The sequence below is a fragment of the Marinobacterium sedimentorum genome, from assembly GCF_024267675.1.
GTDB lineage: Bacteria > Pseudomonadota > Gammaproteobacteria > Pseudomonadales > Balneatricaceae > Marinobacterium_A > Marinobacterium_A sedimentorum.
This window is the reverse complement of record NZ_JALDYX010000078.1, coordinates 1-1,457: the sequence shown is the minus strand read 5'-3', so window position 1 is coordinate 1,457 and position 1,457 is coordinate 1. Positions and strand designations below refer to the sequence as shown.

At 53.1% G+C, this 1,457-nt stretch carries 2 rRNA genes; both read right to left on the bottom strand.

The features are described from left to right. Positions 1-2 precede the first annotated feature (2 nt). Positions 3-118 (bottom strand): 5S ribosomal RNA (gene rrf / locus MRS74_RS23495). A gap of 177 nt (positions 119-295) precedes the next feature. Beyond that, positions 296-1,457 (bottom strand): 23S ribosomal RNA (locus MRS74_RS23490); the annotation flags it as partial.

The window sequence follows — 1,457 nt, the reverse complement described above, 5'->3', positions numbered from 1 at the left end:
ATGCTTGGCGATGACCTACTCTCACATGGGGAGACCCCACACTACCATCGGCGATACCGCGTTTCACTACTGAGTTCGGGATGGGATCAGGTGGTTCCACAGCTCTATTGTCGCCAAGCAAAACTTGTACAATATGGATTCTGGTAATGATGCGTTCACATCACTACGTCGCTTAATTCGAGTATGTCTGTCTGCAGCACAAGCCTGTCGCCAATGCGTCAATCTTTCTCTCTCGTGCTTTTCGCCTGCGCGCGCTTTTCAGTCGCAGCAGGCAACCAAACGCCTTGGGCGTTATATGGTCAAGCCTCACGGGCAATTAGTACGGGTTAGCTCAACGCCTCGCAGCGCTTACACACCCCGCCTATCAACGTCTTAGTCTTAAACGGCCCTTTAGGGGACTCAAGGTCCCAGTGAGATCTCATCTTGAAGGGGGCTTCCCGCTTAGATGCTTTCAGCGGTTATCCCGTCCGAACGTAGCTACCCGGCAATGCCACTGGCGTGACAACCGGAACACCAGAGGTTCGTTCACTCCGGTCCTCTCGTACTAGGAGCAACTCTTCTCAAATCTCAAACGCCCACGGCAGATAGGGACCGAACTGTCTCACGACGTTCTAAACCCAGCTCGCGTACCACTTTAAATGGCGAACAGCCATACCCTTGGGACCGGCTTCAGCCCCAGGATGTGATGAGCCGACATCGAGGTGCCAAACACCGCCGTCGATGTGAACTCTTGGGCGGTATCAGCCTGTTATCCCCGGAGTACCTTTTATCCGTTGAGCGATGGCCCTTCCATACAGAACCACCGGATCACTAGAACCTACTTTCGTACCTGCTCCACGTGTCAGTGTCGCAGTCAAGCACCCTTCTACTCTTGCGCTCAATGCATGATTTCCGACCATGCTGAGGGTACCTTCGTGCTCCTCCGTTACTCTTTGGGAGGAGACCGCCCCAGTCAAACTACCCACCACACAATGTCCTCGAACCGGATTACGGTCCAGAGTTAGAACCTCAACAGTACCAGGCTGGTATTTCAAGAGTGGCTCCACGCAGACTGGCGTCCACGCTTCAAAGCCTCCCAGCTATCCTACACAAGTAATGTCAAAGTCCACTGTGAAGCTATAGTAAAGGTTCACGGGGTCTTTCCGTCTAGCCGCGGGTAAACTGCATCTTAACAGCTATTTCAATTTCACTGAGTCTCGGGTGGAGACAGTGTGGCCATCGTTACGCCATTCGTGCAGGTCGGAACTTACCCGACAAGGAATTTCGCTACCTTAGGACCGTTATAGTTACGGCCGCCGTTTACCGGGGCTTCGATCAAGAGCTTCGCTTGCGCTAACCCCATCAATTAACCTTCCGGCACCGGGCAGGCGTCACACCCTATACGTCCACTTTCGTGTTTGCAGAGTGCTGTGTTTTTAATAAACAGTCGCAGCCACCTGGTATCTTCGACTCCCAAC